Source organism: Massilia sp. CT11-137, assembly GCF_047302885.1.
Taxonomy (GTDB): domain Bacteria; phylum Pseudomonadota; class Gammaproteobacteria; order Burkholderiales; family Burkholderiaceae_D; genus Telluria; species Telluria orientalis.
Map to the genome: position 1 here is coordinate 686183 of NZ_JBKYMP010000001.1, position 14510 is coordinate 700692.

Annotated in this window: 9 protein-coding genes, 2 tRNA genes and 2 rRNA genes; 5 read left to right on the forward strand and 8 right to left on the reverse strand. The window is 63.8% G+C overall.

The window, feature by feature from the left end; translation table 11 throughout:
- The first annotated feature begins 34 nt into the window (after positions 1-34).
- From ACEN98_RS03105 to rrf, 4 genes are all read left to right on the forward strand, one after another.
- Positions 35-111: transfer RNA gene (locus ACEN98_RS03105), tRNA-Ile, on the forward strand.
- Between the two features lie 11 nt (positions 112-122).
- Positions 123-198, forward strand: a tRNA-Ala gene (locus ACEN98_RS03110).
- A gap of 220 nt (positions 199-418) precedes the next feature.
- A 23S ribosomal RNA gene (locus tag ACEN98_RS03115) occupies positions 419-3295 on the forward strand.
- A 126-nt stretch (positions 3296-3421) separates the two neighbouring features.
- Positions 3422-3534, forward strand: a 5S ribosomal RNA gene (gene rrf / locus ACEN98_RS03120).
- A 51-nt stretch (positions 3535-3585) separates the two neighbouring features.
- Here the strand turns inward: rrf and ACEN98_RS03125 are convergent.
- The gene (locus tag ACEN98_RS03125) at positions 3586-4431 is read right to left on the reverse strand and encodes an aldo/keto reductase family oxidoreductase (protein WP_413381344.1); all 846 of its coding nucleotides are present in this window, start codon (positions 4429-4431) and stop codon (positions 3586-3588) included.
- 115 nt (positions 4432-4546) lie between these two features.
- Here ACEN98_RS03125 and ACEN98_RS03130 point away from each other — a divergent pair, with 115 nt between their 5' ends.
- A complete protein-coding gene (locus ACEN98_RS03130; protein WP_413381346.1) occupies positions 4547-5446 on the forward strand; it encodes a LysR family transcriptional regulator in 900 nt (299 codons plus the stop codon).
- Here ACEN98_RS03130 and ACEN98_RS03135 read toward each other — a convergent pair.
- The 7 genes from ACEN98_RS03135 to ACEN98_RS03165 form a co-directional block, all read right to left on the reverse strand.
- Positions 5440-5916 (reverse strand): YbhB/YbcL family Raf kinase inhibitor-like protein, encoded by a 477-nt coding sequence (locus tag ACEN98_RS03135; protein WP_413341304.1) that lies wholly within the window; start codon positions 5914-5916, stop codon positions 5440-5442. The genes ACEN98_RS03130 and ACEN98_RS03135 overlap by 7 nt on opposite strands.
- 295 nt (positions 5917-6211) lie before the next feature.
- Positions 6212-6682 (reverse strand): DUF6328 family protein, encoded by a 471-nt coding sequence (locus ACEN98_RS03140; RefSeq protein ID WP_413341306.1) that lies wholly within the window; start codon positions 6680-6682, stop codon positions 6212-6214.
- Positions 6683-6742: 60 nt separating this feature from the next.
- Complete coding sequence (locus ACEN98_RS03145; RefSeq protein WP_413381348.1) at positions 6743-7885, reverse strand: VWA domain-containing protein; 1143 nt, start codon at positions 7883-7885, stop codon at positions 6743-6745.
- Entirely contained in the window at positions 7875-10115 is a 2241-nt protein-coding gene (locus ACEN98_RS03150; RefSeq protein WP_413381350.1) for a DUF5682 family protein, read from the reverse strand. The genes ACEN98_RS03145 and ACEN98_RS03150 overlap by 11 nt, the downstream gene beginning before the upstream one ends.
- Entirely contained in the window at positions 10094-11185 is a 1092-nt protein-coding gene (locus tag ACEN98_RS03155) for an ATP-binding protein (RefSeq protein WP_413381353.1), read from the reverse strand. Before ACEN98_RS03155 ends, ACEN98_RS03150 begins: the two co-directional genes overlap by 22 nt.
- Positions 11182-12720 (reverse strand): DUF5691 domain-containing protein, encoded by a 1539-nt coding sequence (locus ACEN98_RS03160; RefSeq protein ID WP_413381355.1) that lies wholly within the window; start codon positions 12718-12720, stop codon positions 11182-11184. The genes ACEN98_RS03155 and ACEN98_RS03160 overlap by 4 nt, the downstream gene beginning before the upstream one ends.
- Entirely contained in the window at positions 12717-14039 is a 1323-nt protein-coding gene (locus ACEN98_RS03165) for an SWIM zinc finger family protein (protein WP_413381357.1), read from the reverse strand. Before ACEN98_RS03165 ends, ACEN98_RS03160 begins: the two co-directional genes overlap by 4 nt.
- Positions 14040-14510 lie beyond the last annotated feature (471 nt).

Genomic DNA, 14510 nt, shown 5'->3' on the forward strand with positions numbered 1-14510 from the left:
ATCGACTGTTCAAAGTTAAACGAGAAGAGTTTTCGGGGCTGTAGCTCAGCTGGTTAGAGCACCGTGTTGATAACGCGGGGGTCGTTGGTTCGAGTCCAACCAGCCCTACCACGTTATGCGTCGGGGGATTAGCTCAGCTGGGAGAGCACCTGCTTTGCAAGCAGGGGGTCGTCGGTTCGATCCCGTCATCCTCCACCACTCTCTGTTCACTGCATTTATGTAAGCCTGCGTGGTTTAGATAAGTGTAGTTCTCGTTCTTTAACAATCTGGAAGAAGTAAAGTTTTCTTTAAGCGTGTAGCTGGTCTAACGATCAGATGCACACTTAGGGTAGAAAATCTGTATGTATCAACAAACAACACAGCTGAACTCTTGTTGTTATGACGTTCCCTGATACTCATGCAGGGGCCAACGTTATAGGGACAAGTGAATAAGTGCACATGGTGGATGCCTTGGCGATTACAGGCGACGAAGGACGTAGTAGCTTGCGATAAGCTGCGGGGAGTGAGCAAACACACTTTGATCCGCAGATTTCCGAATGGGGAAACCCGGCCTTTTAGGTCATTGCATACTGAATACATAGGTATGCAAAGCGAACGCGGCGAACTGAAACATCTAAGTAGCTGCAGGAAAAGAAATCAACCGAGATTCCCAAAGTAGTGGCGAGCGAAATGGGATGAGCCTTGTACGTGATAGTCGATCGAATAGTGGAACAGCCTGGAAATGCTGGCCATAGAGGGTGATAGCCCCTTACACGAAATTCGAACGGTGGTACTAAGCGTACGACAAGTAGGGCGGGACACGAGAAATCCTGTCTGAAGATGGGGGGACCATCCTCCAAGGCTAAATACTCGTAATCGACCGATAGTGAACCAGTACCGTGAGGGAAAGGCGAAAAGAACCCCGGGAGGGGAGTGAAATAGATCCTGAAACCGTGTGCATACAAACAGTCGGAGCCTCTTCGTGGGGTGACGGCGTACCTTTTGTATAATGGGTCAGCGACTTACATTCAGTGGCGAGGTTAACCGAATAGGGGAGCCGTAGAGAAATCGAGTCCGAACAGGGCGACAGTCGCTGGGTGTAGACCCGAAACCAGGTGATCTACCCATGGCCAGGATGAAGGTGCGGTAACACGCCCTGGAGGTCCGAACCCACTAATGTTGAAAAATTAGGGGATGAGCTGTGGGTAGGGGTGAAAGGCTAAACAAACCTGGAAATAGCTGGTTCTCTCCGAAAACTATTTAGGTAGTGCCTCAAGTATCACCATCGGGGGTAGAGCACTGTTATGGCTAGGGGGTCATTGCGACTTACCAAACCATTGCAAACTCCGAATACCGATGAGTGCGAGCTTGGGAGACAGACGTCGGGTGCTAACGTCCGGCGTCAAGAGGGAAACAACCCAGACCGCCAGCTAAGGTCCCAAAGATTGGCTAAGTGGAAAACGAAGTGGGAAGGCTAAAACAGTCAGGATGTTGGCTTAGAAGCAGCCATCATTTAAAGAAAGCGTAATAGCTCACTGATCGAGTCGTCCTGCGCGGAAGATGTAACGGGGCTAAGCCAGTCACCGAAGCTGCGGATATGTGCTTGCACATATGGTAGGAGAGCGTTCCGTAAGCCTGAGAAGGTGTCTTGTAAAGGATGCTGGAGGTATCGGAAGTGCGAATGCTGACATGAGTAGCGATAAAGAGGGTGAAAAGCCCTCTCGCCGAAAGCCCAAGGTTTCCTGTTCAACGTTCATCGGAGCAGGGTGAGTCGGCCCCTAAGGCGAGGCAGAGATGCGTAGCTGATGGGAAGCAGGTTAATATTCCTGCACCGTCGTATGATGCGATGGGGGGACGGATCGCGGAAGGTTGTCCAACTGTTGGAATAGTTGGTTCTTGACTCATAGAAGGCGCTTAGGCAAATCCGGGCGCGTAATTCAAGGGGTCGAGACGTGTGTCCTTGTGACACGAAGCAATCGGAAGTGGTTCCAAGAAAAGCCTCTAAGCTTCAGTCATACGAGACCGTACCGCAAACCGACACAGGTGGGCGAGATGAGTATTCTAAGGCGCTTGAGAGAACTCGGGAGAAGGAACTCGGCAAATTGGTACCGTAACTTCGGGATAAGGTACGCCCCGGTAGCTTGAATGGTTTACTCCATGAGGGTGAAAGGGTTGCAATAAACTGGTGGCTGCGACTGTTTAATAAAAACACAGCACTCTGCAAACACGAAAGTGGACGTATAGGGTGTGACGCCTGCCCGGTGCTGGAAGATTAAATGATGGGGTGCAAGCTCTTGATTGAAGTCCCAGTAAACGGCGGCCGTAACTATAACGGTCCTAAGGTAGCGAAATTCCTTGTCGGGTAAGTTCCGACCTGCACGAATGGCGTAACGATGGCCACACTGTCTCCTCCCGAGACTCAGCGAAGTTGAAATGTTTGTGATGATGCAATCTACCCGCGGCTAGACGGAAAGACCCCATGAACCTTTACTGTAGCTTTGCATTGGACTTTGAACCAATCTGTGTAGGATAGGTGGGAGGCTTTGAAGCGGGGACGCCAGTTCTCGTGGAGCCAACCTTGAAATACCACCCTGGTTCGTTTGAGGTTCTAACCTTGGCCCGTGATCCGGGTCGGGGACAGTGCATGGTAGGCAGTTTGACTGGGGCGGTCTCCTCCTAAAGTGTAACGGAGGAGTTCGAAGGTACGCTAGGTACGGTCGGACATCGTGCTAATAGTGCAATGGCATAAGCGTGCTTAACTGCGAGACCGACAAGTCGAGCAGGTACGAAAGTAGGACATAGTGATCCGGTGGTTCTGTATGGAAGGGCCATCGCTCAACGGATAAAAGGTACTCTGGGGATAACAGGCTGATTCCTCCCAAGAGTTCATATCGACGGGGGAGTTTGGCACCTCGATGTCGGCTCATCACATCCTGGGGCTGTAGCCGGTCCCAAGGGTATGGCTGTTCGCCATTTAAAGTGGTACGTGAGCTGGGTTTAAAACGTCGTGAGACAGTTTGGTCCCTATCTGCCGTGGGCGTTGGAAATTTGAAGGGGGCTGCTCCTAGTACGAGAGGACCGGAGTGGACGAACCTCTGGTGTACCGGTTGTCACGCCAGTGGCATTGCCGGGTAGCTAAGTTCGGAAGAGATAACCGCTGAAAGCATCTAAGCGGGAAACTCGCCTTGAGATGAGATTTCCCGGAGCCTTGAGCTCCTTGAAGGGTCGTTCGAGACCAGGACGTTGATAGGTCAGGTGTGGAAGTGCAGTAATGCATTAAGCTAACTGATACTAATTGCCCGTACGGCTTGTCCCTATAACCTTGGCAGTCATTGCCAATGCAAGGGTTCAGCTGTTTGTTGAGACAACAGATTACGAAAACTGCTTCTTCCGGATTCAGAGTGACGCATGCACTATGCAAGCGGCACTCGTACAAGTTATGCCTGATGACCATAGCAAGTCTGTACCACCCCTTCCCATCCCGAACAGGACCGTGAAAAGACTCTGCGCCGATGATAGTGCTGCAACCAGTGTGAAAGTAGGTTATCGTCAGGCTAGTTATATGCAGAAGCCCGTTCAGTTGATACTGAGCGGGCTTTTTGCTTTCTAGATCCTCTCGAGCTTCTTCAGCACATCCGGAGACAACACGAGATCCGCCGCCTTCAGGTTCTCGCGCAGGTGGGCACTCGACGACGTCCCGGGAATCAGCAGAATGTTCGGCGACCGCTGCAACAGCCAGGCGATTGCTACCTGCATCGGCGTCGCTCCCAACTCGGCTGCGACTGCGGACAACGCATCCGACTGCAGCGGCGAAAAGCCACCGAGCGGGAAGAACGGCACATACGCAATACCGTCGCGCGCCAGGGCATCGACCAGCGCATCGTCATTGCGGTGTACGAGGTTGTACATGTTCTGCACGCACGCGATCGGCACGATGCGCCGTGCGTCCTCGACCTGCTTCATCGTCACGTTGCTCAGGCCGACGTGCTTGATGAGACCTTCCTCGCGCAGCTCCGCCAATGTCGTCACCTGTTCTTCGAGCGACCCTTCCGCCGGACCATGGACATCCAACATGCTGCGGAAATTGACCACCTCCAGCACGTCCAGGCCGAGATTGCGCAGATTATCGTGCACGGCCTCGCGCAGTTCCTTCGGCGACGTGGCCGGCAACCACGCACCCTGGGCGTCCCGTCGCGCACTGACCTTGGTGACGATGACGAGGTCGTCCGGATACGGATGCAGCGCTTCCCGGATCAATTGATTGGTGATGTGAGGGCCGTAGAAATCCGATGTATCGATGTGGTTGACGCCGAGCGCCACCGCGTCGCGCAGCACGGCGAGCGCGGCCTCCCGATCCCGCGGCGGCCCGAAGACGCCGGGTCCTGCCAGCTGCATGGCACCATAGCCGAGGCGCCGGACGGTGCGGTCGCCGAGTTGATACGTGGTGGACATTGAGATTCTCCTTGATGGATAGTGAACAGTGCAGCCACGATAAGCCCGCGACGATCTCGGCACAATCCGGCATAATCCGCATGGGTTGTACGTCAAAACGGACAATGGAAAACACATGAAAGTCGATCTGGGCGATCTGTCCGCCTTCGTCGCCGTCGCGCGAGCCGGTGGCTTCCGCGATGCCGCGCGGGCCACGAGCGGCAGTGCATCCGGTCTCAGCGATGCGGTGCGGCGTCTCGAAGCGAAGCTCGGCGTGCGCCTGCTCAACCGCACCACGCGCAGCGTCGTGCCGACGGAAGCGGGCCGTAGCCTGCTTGCGCGCCTGGACCCCGTGCTCACCGAAGTCGAGAGTGCGCTCGACGTGGTCAATGGTTTTCGCGATACGCCCACCGGCACCCTCAAACTCAATGTACCGATGAGTGCGGCCCGGCTCGTGCTGCCGTCCATCGTGCCGCGCTTCCTGGCCGCCTACCCCGAGATCCGCCTGGAAGTGATCGCGGACGAGAGCTTCGTCGACGTGCTCGCGGCCGGCTGCGATGCCGGCATCCGCTACGAGGAAAAGCTCGAGCAGGACATGGTCGCCGTGCCCATCGGCCCGCGCGTCCAGCGCATGGCCGCAGCCGCGGCGCCCGACTATCTCGACCGGCGCGGCCGCCCTCAGCATCCGCGCGACTTGCTGGACCACGCTTGCATGCGCGCGCGTTTTGCCAGCGGCGCCGTCATCCGCTGGACGTTCGAACGCGGCGGCGAGACGATCACGATCGATCCGCCCGGACAATTGCTCGTCCAGGTGGGCGGCGCTCTCGACCTGAAAATCGACGTCGCCGTCGCCGGCACGGGCATCGTCTACCTGTTCGAGGACTGGCTGCGCCCGTATATCGACCGCGGCGAGCTCGAGCCCGTGCTGGAATCGTGGTGGCCATCCTTTTCCGGCCCGTATCTCTACTATCCGGGGCGCAGGCTCGTCCCCGCGCCACTACGCGCCTTCATCGATTTCATCCGCGCGGATCAGTGACCGCGCTGATAGGTGCCGATCAGTTCCGCCTGCGCCTTCACATGTCCCTGCATCGCCTTTTCCAGCTGGGGCTTGGTCGGGTGACGCAGGTCGGGCAGCACGGTGTCGAGCGCATATAATTTATGCACGTAGCGGTGCCGTCCGATGGGCGGACATGGCCCGCCGTAGCGCGTGTTCTTGAAATCGTTCAGGCCGGCTTGCGTGCCGCGCGGCAGTTCCGCCTCGCGTATCCCGGCGGGAAGGTGGTTGGCCTGCGGCGGCAGGTTGTACAGCACCCAGTGCACCCAGGTCATTTTCGGTGCCGCTGGATCGGGCGCGTCCGGGTCGTCGATGATGAGGACGAGGCTGCGGGTGTCGGGCGGGACGCCGGACCACGACAGCGCGGGCGACGTATTCGCGCCATCGCATGTGTGGATGGCGGGGATGGGGCCGCCGGGCGTGAAGTCGGCCGAGGTCAATGTCAGGCTCATGCTTGCCTCCCTGGAGTCGAAACGCTACAGGCTTCGACATCGGCAAACGCTCTCGGTTGCACCGCTTCCAGCCGTCACAGCAGGCGCGCGATCGTCGCGTCGCCGCTGCGTGAACGGCTGGGCAAACACCCGCCACCGTCTGTGCTCCCCCCGATATCGGAACTTGAAGGTAGGCCAGTGTCGCCCAGTTCGTAAAATTCTTGTCCACGATGCCGTGGACACAGGAGCATTATCCGGGTGCAAGCGCCCTCATCTGTTCGCCGCCTCACACAACACGGCCGCGGCCACGCCGGCGTCAGGACCGCGGTTCGCCGACCTGGATCGGGTCACGGCGCGGAATGATGTACCAGAGTCCCACAAAGAGGAGGAGTGAGGCAACCGCGGCAGCGATACTGAGCGAGAGCATGTCGGTTGCAAGCGACACGACCGTCAACATGTCGAGCGACAGCCCAAGAGCCAGTGGCATCAACGCACCCCGGATGGCTTTGCGCGCTACCTTGACCATGAGCGACGTCGCGTAACCGTGCTGGGCGCGGTAATACACTGCCGGCGTCATCAGGAGAGCCATCGCGATCACCATCAAAGCGAGGCCGACCATGTGGCACGCCTGTGCGTACGGCGCGAGGTCATTGAACCGTTCGTTGAACACGGCGATCGTCTGGAAACCAAACACCGCCTGCAGGCCTGGGAGAATGCAGCGCGCCTCTTCGATGATGTCGCGCATGGCTCGGTGGTTCTTTTCTTGTTGAGAAGCTTGATCGTCCATGGGATGACAGTAGCGCCAAACACGGCTGTGTTCAACCGACCGCACGATTGAAGCACGTCGTTACGCGTGGACGATGCCCGCCTGCGACGCCCATTGTTCCAGGCTGTGCCGCTGGATCGCCGCCGCCATCAGGTCGGGGAATAAATCTGGCGTGCAGGCGAAGCAGGGGATGCCCAGCGCGGCCAGCTGCGCCGCATTGTTGCGGTCGTACGAAGGGGCGCCACTGTCGTCCAGCGCGAGCAGGGATATCACCTGCGCGCCGCTGCCGACGAGGCTCGCCGCGCGCCGCAGCATCTCCGCATTGTTGCCGCCCTCGTACAAGTCGCTGATCAGGACGAAGATCGTGTCCTGCGGCCGCGTGACGAGACCCTGGCAATACGCGAGCGCGCGGTTGATGTCCGTGCCGCCGCCGAGCTGCGTGCCGAACAGGACCTCGACCGGGTCGTGCAGCAGCGGCGTCAGGTCGACGACGGCCGTGTCGAACACGACCACCGACGTCGTCACCGCCTTGATGCTCGCAAGGACCGCCGCGAACACGCTCGCGTACACGACGGACGGCGCCATCGATCCGCTCTGGTCGACGCACAGCACGATGTCGCGCAGCGAGCGTCCGCGCCGGCCGTAGCCGATGCGCGTCTCCGGGATGATCGTCTGGTAGTCCGGTTGATAGTGCCGCAGGTTGGCGCGGATGGTGCGCAGCCAGTCGATGTCCTGGTGGCGCGGGCGCCGGTTGCGCGCCGCCCGGTTCAGGCTTCCCGACACGGCCTGGCGCATCGGCGTGGACAGCTTCTTTTCCAGTTCCTCGACGACCTTCGCGACGACGGCGCGGGCCGTCGCGCGCGTCTTGTTCGGCAGGACGCGGTTCAGGCTCAGGAGCGTCGCGACGAGGTGCACGTCCGGCTCGACGGCCGCCAGCATCTCCGGTTCGCACAGCATCTGCTGCAGGCCGAGGCGGTCGAACGCATCCTTCTGCATCACCTGCACGACGCTGGACGGGAAGTACTGGCGGATGTCGCCCAGCCAGCGCGCCACGCGCGGTGCCGATCCACCCAGGCCGCCGCTGCGCGTGTCCGGACCGGCGCCGTACAGCGCGTCGAGTGCCGCATCGATCGCGGCATCGGCACCGCCCAAGTTGAGTGATTCGCCCGCGTCCTGGCCCAGCACGAGGCGCCAGCGGCGCGCTGCTTCTTGTTCATTCGCCATGGACGGCCTCCTGGATTGACCGGGTCCCGAACAGCGTGTGCAGGATGGGCAGCACGCGGCCCGCCCGCGCCGGATCGATGGCCGTTGCCGCCGCGGCGTGCGTGACCGCGCCGCCTGCTTGCGCCGCGCGCTGGCCCAGTTCGCGCCGCTCCGGTGCGCTGAACGTGGCGACCGTCCGGCGCAGCAGCGGCAGCAGTTCCGTGAACACATGGTCCGGCTGCGCGAGCAGCCAGCCGTTCACGATATGCCACAACGGGTCGCTGTGCGCGAGCAGCGCGCCGCTGCCCTGTAAAAACCCTTCGAGCCAGTGCGCGGTAACGAGCGGCGGCACGGCCGGCGAGCAACGCAGCGCGAGCTGGCGCGCGGCGCGCTCGCTGTCCCAGCGTCCCTGCTCGGTGAGGATGCGGCCGCACCGTCCCGCCAGCAGCGGATGCGACAAATCGCTCGTCGCGCCGGCCTCCAGCGCATCGAACCAGGCCCCCGCATGCGCCTCGTCCTGCAACAGGCGCACGGCCTGGTCGGCCGCGATGATCTGGCCCAGCAGCGCGGCGGCCGCATCGTCCGCAACGCCGCGCAGGCCGTACGGCAGCGCGATGCACGCGCGCGCCAGGAGGCCGTCGACGACGCTTCCCAGCGCCCGGGTATCGACATTGCGCGCGCTGCCGTAGCGCAGCACATTGACGAGCGACGGCAGTGCCGCCAGCAGCAACCCGAGGTCCGGCGTCAACGTACCCACGTCCTGGATGCGCGCCATCAGCGGGTCGACGGCCGCGCGCAGGTCGGCCAGCAGGATCGTCTCCATCAGGCGCGTGAGTTCCGGCAGGGTGTGCGCCTGCGCGGCGCGGTCGGCCGCCAGCGCAGTTGCGGCGCTTTCGAGCGTGGCGCCCCAGCGGCTCGCGGCGATCAGGTCGACGGCGAATTCCGGCTCCCACGCGAGCTGCCATTGCTCGTGGAACGTGCCAGTCCGGCCGCGGACGGTCTGCTGCCGGCCCCACGGGACGCCCAGCAGTGCAAGGCGATGCAGCAGCACGCTCTTTTCCAGGTGAGCGGGCTGGCGCAGGTCGAGGTCGAGCTCCGTCATGTCCGCCCGCACGGGCATGCGCAGGCGCTTCTGCTGCGCGGCCACGTCCTGCGCGAGCGGCACGGCCGGCACGTCGTCCGGCACGGTGCCCAGCGCCTCGTCGACGAGCAGTTCGCGCCGGATCAGACGCAGCGGCGCGTCGCTGTCGTAGCAGAACACGGCGCGCACGGCTTCCATCAATTCGTCCAGGCCCGGACGTGGACGGTCGCGCAGCGCGGCCAGCGTGTCGGCCAGGCGCGCCGCCTCGATCACGTGGGCGGACGATGCGTCGAGATCGTGCTTGCGAAGGAGCGTCGCGACTTCCGTCAGCCAGTGCAGGCCCGCGCGCTCGCGATGGCGCCACAGGTGACGATACCAGCCGGGCGCCGTCACGCCCGCACCGTAGCCGCTGGCGAACGTGAGACGGCCGTGCGTCCACGGCACCCACGTCGCCGCGATCTTTTCCTTCGCCAGGCCTTTCAACAGATCGGCGTCGCTCTTCGCACTGGGCAGCGTCGCGAGGGCCGGCACGTGCCACGCACCACACACGACGGCGATGCGTTCGCGGCCCTCCTTGACGGCCTGGCGGATCGCCGTGCGCATCCACGCTTCGCGTTTTATTTCGACGTCGTCGGACGGCGGCCCGGCTTCGTTGCGCAGCGCCGTCATCATCTCGGCGATGGCGGCGAACAGGTCCAGGCTGTCGCCGCGCTGTTCGACGAGATGGTCCCACCACGTCTCCGTGTCGCCGTAGCCGGCCGCGCGGGCGAGCCAGCGCAGCGGGTCGTCCTGGATGTCGTCCTTCTTGTCATCCTTCTTGTCGTCCACTGCGCGCAGTGCGAAGCGGCAGGCCTGCGGCAGATCGCAGAAGCGCAGCTCCGCGCCATGTTCACTCGCGTAGCGGAGCGCCTGCCATTCCGGCGAATACTCGGCGAACGGGTAGAACACGGCGCGCTGCGGATCGGCCGGCGCGTACAGCAGCAGGGCCACGGGCGGTACCAGCTCCGCATGGCCGGCAAAGGGCGCCAGCGCATCCGCTTCCGCCGGACCCTCGACGAGGATGCAGTCCGGCGCCAGCGCGGACAGCGCGGCCGCCAGGCTGCGCGCGCAACCGGGGCCGTGGTGGCGGACGCCGAACAGGTGGACGCTCATGCCATGACGTCGCGGCATGCGCGGTACAAGTCCTTCCACCCGTCGCGCTCCTTGACGACGGTCTCCAGGTATTCGAGCATCGCCACGCGGTCCTGCAGCGGATCCTTGACGATCGCGCCGACCATGCCGGCCGCAAGGTCCGCGCCGCGCAGCACGCCGTTGCCGAAGTGCGCCGCCAGCGACAGGCCGTGCGTGACGACGGAGATCGCCTCGGCCGTGCTCATGCTGGCGCTGGGGACTTTCAGTTTCGTCTTGCCGTCGCTGGTGACGCCTTCGCGCAGCTCGCGGAACACGGTGACGATGCGGCGGATCTCTTCCAGCGCCGGCGTCTCGGCCGGCAGCTCCAATGCGCGTCCGATGCTCGCCACGCGCGTCTCGACGATGCGCACTTCCTCGTCGGCCGTGCGCGGCGGCGGCAGCACGACGGTGTTGAAGCGGCGTTTCAGTGCGCTCGACAGCTCGTTGACGCCGCGGTCACGGTCGTTCGCGGTGGCGATGATATTGAAGCCTTTCTCGGCCAGCACCTCGTCGTCCAGTTCCGCGATCGGCAAGACCTTCTCGGACAGGATCGAGATCAGGCCGTCCTGCACCTCGCCCGGCATGCGCGTGAGTTCCTCGATGCGGGCGATGCGTCCCGTGCGCATGGCGCGCATCACGGGACTCGGGACGATGGCCTCCTGCGACGGGCCCTTGGCCAGCAGCTGCGCGTAGTTCCAGCCATAGCGCACGGCTTCCTCGCTGGTGCCGGCGGTGCCGTGCACGACGAGCGTGGAGTCGCCGCTGATCGCGGCCGCGAGATGTTCGGACACCCACGATTTCGCGGTGCCCGGCACGCCGAGCAGTAGCAGGGCGCGGTCGGTCGCGAGCGTGGCGACGGCGATCTCGATCACGCGCGGATTGCCGATGTACTTGGCGCTGATCGTCGCGCCGTTTTCCAGCTCGCCGCCCAGCAGGTATGTCGAGACGGCCCACGGCGACATCTTCCAGCGGGGCGGGCGCTGGCGCGTATCGGCGGCGATCAGCGCTTCCAGCTCGTCGGCGTACTGCTGCTCGGCGTGCTGGCGGAGGACGGAAGAGGTGGCGGTCATGCGGGCTCCTGGAATGAAAGGGTCATCTCGTGGCGCAGGCGCGCGAGATCGAAGAATGCATTGACGGCGTTGTCCCACTCGGCGTCGGGCTGCCAGGCCGCGCGCAGGCCTGCTTCCCACGCGACGGTGGTCGCCGGGTCGAGCGCGAGGGCGAGGCTGGACAGCATCTGGCGTACGAGCCACGGGTGGCCCATGTCGGGCAGCGGCAGCAGCGATGTGCGCAGCCGCTCCAGCGCGCGCCGGCTCATGTCCGCGGACCAGGCATGTGGTGCGCCAGCGGCAAGGCGCGTCATTAACCGCATCGGGAACCCGTCGCCGATCCACTTGCCGGCGAGGGCGTCGAACAGGGCATCGTCTTGTGCGATGTGGGCGGCGGCGACGTCGAACAGGCTGTCGGGCACGGCCTCGCGCAGGGAGGGGCGGGCGCCGGCCGACCAGATGAGGAAGTCGCGCAGCCACGCGCGTGCGCCGTCCTGGCGCTGGACGGCCAGCGCCCAGCCGCGCACGAACACGGCGGCGAATTCGCCGTGCGCGGCGAGTTCGAGGCAGGCGCGCGGTGTGCGGTCGACATGGCGCGGCCACACGTTCGGATCGACGGCCGCCAGCATGTCCACGACCCACCCGGCCTTTTCGCCCAGGCCGTGATGCGGCGTGGCGCCGATGCCGTCGCGCCGCATGGCCGCATCCAGCGCTGCCGGCAAGGCCAGTTCGATGCGGTCGGATGCGATCCGCAGCAGCGGCAGCAGCCGACCCTCCATGCGCTGCGCCAGCCGCGATCCGGGCAGGCGCGCGAGCAGGCGCTGGGCCGCCGTTCGCACTTCCTTGCGGCGATCGTCGAGCGCTGCTTCGAGGAAGGCTTCGTCGTCCGGCCCCAGTCCGACGGCCAGGGCGGCCAGCAGGGCCGCGCGCCGGTCCGGGGGCTCGCTGCTCCACGCCGCCGCGAGTGCGGCGAGCGCCGTCTGCGGATCGCGCGCACGCCAGTCGCGCAGCGCGGCCACGCGTTGCTCCGGTGTGCCGGTGTCCCACGGCGCGGCCTCCGCATCGATGCCGGCGGCCCAGTCCCACTCCGCCTGCACGCGCGCGAGCCAATGTCCCCGTTCGCCCAGCACGGGCAGCAGTGCGGGACGCAGCGCCGGCTGGCGCGTGGCCGCATCGAGCAGCTTGGGCAGCATGTGTGCGGGCAGGTGGCCGCCGTACCGGTGCAGCAGCCGGAGCCACTCCGCTTCCAGGCCGGCCGGATGCAGGTCGCGCAGCAGCAGGGCCAGGACGGCTTCCGCACGGCGTGGGCAAGGACGCAGCGTCTCGGGCGCGGCGACGGATGCCGGCATCGGCGCGGGCAGGTCGGGCGCGATAAAACCGCTGCGTTCCCACAGGTCGAGGGCACCGAGCGAGAGCCACAGCGCCGCTTCCGGCACCGCCGCGGCATCGTGCGGCAGCAACGCATCGAGCGGCGCGGGGAGTCCGGCGGGCGGACGGCCGGCGCGGGCCATCCCGATTTTTAACAGCTGCTGCAGCTGGCGCGCGGCGTCGTTCATGGAAGGTCGCTGTCGATGTTGTAGAGCCGTCCGTCGTGCCAGACGGCGAGCGGCAGCAGCATGCGGCCATCCCATTCAGCGCAGACGGTGAGCGGATGGCCGCCGGAGACGGCCAGCAGGTGCACCGGATGGCGGAAAGACGGATGCAAGGCGATGCGGCGGCCCTGCGCGTCGCGGACGATGCCATGGTCCGTGCCGTCCGGCACGAGGCCGCCGAGCAGCACCGGGTGGCGCTCCAGGAAGGGCTGGGCGGCGAGGGCGTCCGCGTACGTGTCCTGCAGGGTGTCGAGGCTGGACGGGCCTGCGATGGCGGACAGGGGCTGCACGTCGTTCTGGCGCTGGATCTGCGCGCGCAGCGGCCATGCGCTCGGATAGAAGCACAGGTCACCGTCGAATGCGGTGCCCGGTGCGAGCTGTTGTTCGAAGCCCTGCGTGCCGACCGCGTACTGGAGGTGCAAGGCCCAGCGTCCCGTCGCGGCGCCCAACAGCCAGGTCGAGCGCACGCGCAGGCGTTCGTCGTCGAACGTGCACTGGGCGAGCACGCTCCAGCGGTCCGTGACGGCGCCCTGGCGCAGGACGTCGTCCTGACTCATCGTCCACCCGAGCAGGGCGCGCACGTCGGCCTGCAGCGCCGGCGCCAGTTCGTCGATGCGCTGCCATGCCCGGACCAGCAGGTACAGCGATGCGAGTTCGTTCGCGACGAGGCTTTCGGCGTTGCGCAAGCCTGACTGGTAGAGCATGCTGCCCGCGCGGCGCAGGCGGCGTGCGACCGGGGCCGCCTGGGCATCTGCCATGCGCGCGGCGATCGCATCCCAGAACCCTTGGCCGCGCGAGCGCACGGACGCGAGACCTTCGCGCGCCAGATCGTGCAGCCAGGTCTGCAGGTCCGCCAGGCCAGCGGTCACTTTGTCTTCGCGCTTTTCCTCACGCTTGCGGGCCAGTGCCGCGGCTTCCGGACCGGCGTCTTTTGTGAGCGTCTTCTTTTCCTGGCGCGACTGGCGTCCCTGCAGCCAGTCGCTGACCCATGCCGGCGTCTCCGCCTGGTCGAACAAGAAGGGCTCGGCGGCGCGCAGCAGGTACAGGCCGAGGCCGTGCTTGCAGGGGAATTTGCGGCTGGGGCAAGTGCATTTGAAGGCGGGACCGCCGAGGTCGATCTGGGTGCGATAGGGTGTCTTGCCGCTGCCCTGGCATTCGCCCCACAGGGCGCTGTCGCTCGTGCCGAGATTCGACCAGTTCCGCGGCGTCGCCAACTGGCTGCCGGCCTTGGCCGAGGCGGGATCGGGCGCGAGAGCCAGGATCTGGTTGGCGTCGAGGGTCACCGGTGTCCTTCAGACGGATTGATATATTTTCTAGTTCAGTATTCGTGATTATTGCCTAAACGTCAATTAGATGGTGGAGGCGCTGAAGTCGCGCTCGTGCAACGGTACTTGCGTAAGGGCACGTGGGTTGTTATAGTGCGCCTCCTGTTTTGCAGCGCATGAATTGAGTCGGAAACGACGACGCGACAAAACAGACGAGGGGTTGACGAGTTAAGCGAAGCACGGCATAATCTCACTCCTCTGCTGCTGACGAACAAAACGATTCGCAAGCGCAGCAAGGCAGTACCGAATACAGTTCTTTAACAATCAACAGTCGATAAGTGTGGGCGTTTGATGAAGTGCCAGCATCCTTCGGGGTGCTGAATGCTTAAATTATCAAATGTTCACGCAAAAGAAATACGTTGCTCAGCAATGAGTGACGGTCAGTATTTTGAGTGAGCGATCTGCTACGAAAGTAGCAAAAACAGAGAT